Genomic DNA, 5,045 nt, shown 5'->3' on the forward strand with positions numbered 1-5,045 from the left:
GTACTAGGGGGCGGGGTCGAAGGGTGCGGCGAGGACCGCATCCCGCTGCTTGGCCAGTAGTTCACGCCGCCGGGTCAATTCGGCGATCTGATCGTCGAGGCGGTTCAGCCCGTCGCCCACCACCTTCCGGGAGTGGTCGCAGTGCTGGAGGCCGGAATCGGTGGCGCAGGGCAGCAGTTCGCGGATGTCGCGGGTGGGGAGTCCGGCGGCGAGCAGTTCTCGGATGCGGGCGACGCGGGCGGGCGCGGAGTCCGGGTAGCCGCGGTAGCCGTTCGAATCGCGGTGCGGGACAAGCAGTCCCTGCTCCTCGTAGTAGCGCAGCAGCCGCGGGGGCACGCCGGTGGCCCGGGACAGTTCACCGATCAGCACTGTGACCTCCCGCACATCGGATTGACCTTCACACCCATGTGAATCCCTAACGTCGCCGCCATGACGAACATTTCGCTCACCACTCGGATCACCGGATCCGGCCCCGCCGTCGTGCTGGCGCACGGCGGGGGCGGCGGCATCGACGCCAACTTCGGCGGCCTGATTCCGCTGCTGGCCCAGGATCATCTGGTCATCGGGTCCGACTACCCCGCCGACGACACCCCGCTCACCCTCGATTCCCTTGCCGACGCCCTGGTGGCCGAGGCGGTCGCGCACGGGGCCGAGACCTTCGACATCGTCGCGTTCTCGCTGGGCACCGCGGTCGCCGTCCGCGCCGCGGTCCGGCATCCCGAACGGGTGCGCGGGCTGGTGCTCACCGGCGGTTTCGCCCGGATCGACAATCGGGGGCGGATGAATGTCGAACTGTGGCAACAGGCTCTGGCCGCCGGGGATCGGGAGTCGTTCGCGCGCTACGTGCTACTGGCCGCGTTCAGCAAGGAGTTCGTGAACAGCCTTCCAGCGGAGCAGCTTTCGGAAATCCTGACGCAGACCGCGGCGAACATCCCGGGCGGGACCGCGGCGCAGGCGGCGCTGGTGGCGGCGGCCGACGTGCGCGCGGATCTGGCGCGGATCACGGTCCCGGCCCTGGTCATCGGCCTCGCCGGCGATCTGCTGGCCGATCCCGCCAATGCCCGGGAGCAGGCGGCGGGCATTCCCGGCGCGGAGTACACCGAGCTGCCCGGCGGGCACGTGGTCATGATCGAGCAGCCCGATCGCTGGCACGCGACCGTGCTGGAGTTCCTCGCGAGGCAGCGCGTGGGCACCGCGGGCTGAGTTCACCCGGCGGACCTCGGGTCGGAACATCCAATTTTCAGACCGGAAGGCACGGTTCACGTTCTCGGCTTACGATGCAGCCACTATGCAGTCGCCCGTAACTCACGACCGAATCTGGATCGACAAGCAAACGCCCGAGGTCTTCCACGCGCTCAACAGCGTCGCGTTCGCCATCCGCAACGCCGCCGCGGCCGCCGATCTGGACCGTGCCGTCATGGAATTGGTGAATGTCCGCGTCTCCCAGCTCACCGGCTGCCCATTCTGCCTGGACCTGCATATGCGGGCGGCCCGCGACGCCGGTGTCACCCAGCAGCAATTGGATGTGCTGACGGCCTGGCGACGCAGCCCCTACCTGTTCACCGAACTGGAACAGGCCGCCCTCGCGGTCGCCGAGACGGTGACGTCGTTGCCGGATGAGGAAAGCATGCAGCGTGAGTATGCTGCTGCGCGGCAACATTTGTCGGATGACCAGATGTCCGTTCTCATCTGGGCTGCCACCACAATCGGCGCGTTCAATCGCGTGTCGATTTTGAGCAAACATCCGGTGCGGGTGCGGAAGGAGAACTGAACAATGAGCGAACAGGCCGTGGCGGCCGCTGTCGTTCGTAACGACGCGCAACACCGGTACGAGGTGTGGTACGGGAATTCGCTCGCCGGGTTCAGCGAGTACCGCGAGCGGGACGACAACGACACCACCTTCATTCATACCGAGGTGGACCAGGAATTCAGCGGCAAGGGGCTGGCGAATCTACTGGCCCAGGAGGCGATCAAGGACGTGATCGCCCGCGGCCGCGCCATTGTGCCGCGCTGCCCGTTCATCAAGAGCTGGCTCGACAAGCACCCCGAATACGACGAGTACGTTGTGGGCAAGGGCATCAAGAGGTGACGAGGAAGGGGCCGGAATGAGTGATCTGGAACCACATCCGGAGGAAACGCGCTGCGAATCCTCCGGCCGGCCCGGCCCGCGCGCGGAGTTCTTTCCCGCGCGCGAGGTACCCCTCGGCGGCGTGCGCGGCGTGACGGTCTTCCGGACCCTGCCGCAGCGTGACCTGCCCACGGTCGGCGCGTGGTGCTTCTTGGACCACTGCGGCTCCGGGTCCGCGATCAATCCCGAAGGGCACGATATCGACCCGCATCCGCACATCGGATTGCAGACGGTCACCTGGCCATTGGACGGGCGCATCCGGCACCGCGACAGCGTGGGATCGGATGTGGAGATCGCGCCCGGGCAGCTCAACATCATGACCTCCGGGCACGGCATCGCGCATTCGGAATATCGGGTGCCGGGGCACGTGTCGGGACACGGATTACAGCTGTGGGTGGCGCTCCCGGGCGAATCCCGGGATATCGCACCGCATTTCGAGCAACATCGGGAACTGCCGGAATTCACCGTCGCGGACGCCGTCACCGGCACCGTGCTGATCGGATCGCTGGGCGGTGTCACCTCACCGGCCACCGCCTATACCCCGATTGTCGGAGCGGATCTGGCGATCCGGGCCGGTGCGGATGCCGTGCTGGCATTGAATCCCGAATTCGAGCACGCGGTACTGGTGATCGAAGGCGCGGTCGCCGTCGATGGCACCCGGGCCGAACCCGGCAGCCTGTTCTATCTGGGCAGCGACCGGGAATCGATTCGACTGCACGACACCGCCGGTGCACACGTCCTGCTGCTCGGTGGTGAGCCGTTCGGCGAGGATCTGGTGATGTGGTGGAACTTCGTGGCGCGCAGTCACGAGGAAATCGAGCAGGCCCGAAATGATTGGGAGAAACATGAACTCGGCCGCTTCGCCGATATAGCCGGGCACAGCCCCGAACAACGGATCCCGGCACCGCCGCTGCCCGGCCTGCATTTGAAGCCGCGCAAACGCCGGTGCGGCGTTCCGCACAACTGAACGATCAGTGGCTGGTCATGGATTGAGTTCCGATGACCCGCAACAGATCCAGCTTCTCCTGCGTATCGGTATTCGGCGCGGGGTAATAGATCAGCACGTGGCGGGTGGCGCTGGGCGTGAGCAGCGGTTCGCAGATCAGGTCCAGCACACCGACTTCCGGGTGGATCATGCGCTTGCCGAGCCCACCGTCGCTGCCCACCTCGTGCTCGTTCCACAGCCGCTCGAATTCCGGGCTGGCGGTACGCAGCCGGGCCACCAGCTCGGTCACATCGGCCTCGCCCGCCCGCCGGGCGGCCGTGGCGCGCAGATCGGCGACGTGCTTGTGGCTCATGACATCCCAATCCTCCTCGGGGAGGATGGCCCGCGCGCCGGGCTCGGTGAACCAGCGCCACGGAATGCAGCGGTCCAGGCCGCGCCGCTGCGAGTAGTCCCCGCCCAGCAGGGTGTGCATGCGGTTCTGCACCAGCACCTCGCCCAGATCCGAGATCACCACGGCCGGAGTGTCATCCAGCTTCGAGAGCACGTGCAGGATCCCCGGTCCGACATGACCGTCCCCACCGCGCGCCGGAGCCTGCTGCCCGACCAGGTGATAGAGGTGGTCGCGCTCGGTATCGGTCAACCGCAGCGCCCGCGCCAGCGCGGCCAGCACCTGCACCGACGGCCGCGGCCCCCGCGCCCGCTCGAGCCGCGTGTAGTAATCGGTCGACATTCCCGCGAGCATCGCGACCTCGTCGCGGCGCAGCCCCGGCGTCCGCCGCCGCGCCCCCTGCGGCAACCCCACGGTCGACGGTTGCAGCTGTTCACGGCGTCGGCGCAGGAAATCTGCCAGCTCGTTTCGATCCACCCCACCACTGTCCCCCGTACCGGGTCCGCTATCCAGGTACAGGTGATCCCACCCTGTGTGCCACTGCCCAGGAAGCCGACCTGCCCGGGGCTCAATCAAGCCGCGGTCGAGTTCCTTCGGCGGCATCACCCTGTGCCATATCCCTGTTGACTCGCCCGAGCCGCTGCAGGACCGCCTCGAGTGGTGCCATGTTGTACAACGCCTCCCCCATGACCAGGCCGTCCGGGTCGTATTGGTCCAATGCGTCAACGGGCCGCTGCTCGGCTTTGAGGCGGGCGAGTTCGAACTCTTTGACTACCTTGTGCCAGCGTTCGTAGGCAGCCTGTTTCGACGCACCGCAGGCACCGCCGACCTGTTCCCAGGTAGCGCCGACAAGTCGAGCGGCGGCCACCGCACCACCCAGATCCATATTGGCAACGTGCCGGATTCTGAGCTTGGTTAGTTCCAAATGCAATTCATCATGAGACTGCTCGGTGTCTTTTTGCCCGGACCCCGAGCCTGGCATCTCGTCATTTCTAGTTTGCGCAAGTAGCCTTCTGGCCAATTCGTCACATTTGTCGTTCATTGCGAGACCCAAGTCGGCGGCTGCTCTCGCAATCAGGGCCGCCTCGGGCGTTCGCAGTCGTTCATCCGAGCTTCTCGATCTCCCCTTGGGCATGCATAAAGGTTTACCTGACGCAGCAAATGACGTCAAGCAAACCTTTATTACAACAAACGGGGTGCTAGCTGGTGCTTGCATGATTGAAGAGTGGGATATCAGCCCTTCTGGGTGATGCAGTTCATAAATCGGATGTGATGTTCGTTACACCAACCTCGGGAACTTTGATCCTAGTCAATCCATGGGGATCGTCCGATATCGCCCAACCAGGCATTTATACGCCGCACATCGATCTGGGCATAAAATTCTCCCGCAACAGTCACCGTTATATGCCCGTGATCATGCCTGTCTGGCCAGCTACAGTCATGTGAGCGTTGCGGCGGGGTCGAGGGACCCAAAGCTTCAACAAAGTGTGGTAACCGATGTCGTGGTCCGCCCCCGTTGCCCCCGAGGGCGGACCACGGGTTCGCGACAACCTCCGCAATGCGTCCAAAATCCGCTAGTGTCG

7 protein-coding genes are annotated in these 5,045 nt (G+C 65.3%); 4 read left to right on the forward strand and 3 right to left on the reverse strand.

Annotation, left to right across the window (positions count from 1 at the left end):
- Nucleotides 1-3 precede the first annotated feature (3 nt).
- The gene (locus NS2_RS34905) at nt 4-384 is read right to left on the reverse strand and encodes a MerR family transcriptional regulator (RefSeq protein ID WP_228102607.1); all 381 of its coding nucleotides are present in this window, start codon (nt 382-384) and stop codon (nt 4-6) included.
- Nucleotides 385-429: 45 nt separating this feature from the next.
- Between NS2_RS34905 and NS2_RS34910 the strand changes: the two genes are divergently transcribed.
- The 4 genes from NS2_RS34910 (at nt 430) to NS2_RS34925 (ending at nt 3,095) form a co-directional block, all read left to right on the forward strand.
- Entirely contained in the window at nt 430-1,203 is a 774-nt protein-coding gene (locus NS2_RS34910; RefSeq protein WP_147207434.1) for an alpha/beta fold hydrolase, read from the forward strand.
- An 85-nt stretch (nt 1,204-1,288) separates the two neighbouring features.
- Complete coding sequence (locus tag NS2_RS34915; protein WP_033091635.1) at nt 1,289-1,771, forward strand: carboxymuconolactone decarboxylase family protein; 483 nt, start codon at nt 1,289-1,291, stop codon at nt 1,769-1,771.
- Between the two features lie 3 nt (nt 1,772-1,774).
- The gene (locus NS2_RS34920; RefSeq protein ID WP_033091634.1) at nt 1,775-2,089 is read left to right on the forward strand and encodes a GNAT family N-acetyltransferase; all 315 of its coding nucleotides are present in this window, start codon (nt 1,775-1,777) and stop codon (nt 2,087-2,089) included.
- Nucleotides 2,090-2,105: 16 nt separating this feature from the next.
- A complete protein-coding gene (locus NS2_RS34925) occupies nt 2,106-3,095 on the forward strand; it encodes a pirin family protein (RefSeq protein ID WP_033091633.1) in 990 nt (329 codons plus the stop codon).
- Nucleotides 3,096-3,099: 4 nt separating this feature from the next.
- Here NS2_RS34925 and NS2_RS34930 read toward each other — a convergent pair whose 3' ends face one another.
- Together NS2_RS34930 and NS2_RS34935 are read right to left on the reverse strand one after the other, a co-directional pair.
- Nucleotides 3,100-3,939: a helix-turn-helix transcriptional regulator gene (locus NS2_RS34930; RefSeq protein WP_033091632.1), complete on the reverse strand. Its 840-nt coding sequence runs from the start codon at nt 3,937-3,939 to the stop codon at nt 3,100-3,102.
- 91 nt (nt 3,940-4,030) lie between these two features.
- Nucleotides 4,031-4,504, reverse strand: a complete 474-nt coding sequence (locus tag NS2_RS34935; protein ID WP_143161476.1) for a hypothetical protein — start codon at nt 4,502-4,504, stop codon at nt 4,031-4,033.
- Nucleotides 4,505-5,045: the final 541 nt, after the last annotated feature.

The sequence above is a fragment of the Nocardia seriolae NBRC 15557 genome (assembly GCF_007990715.1).
GTDB lineage: Bacteria > Actinomycetota > Actinomycetes > Mycobacteriales > Mycobacteriaceae > Nocardia > Nocardia seriolae.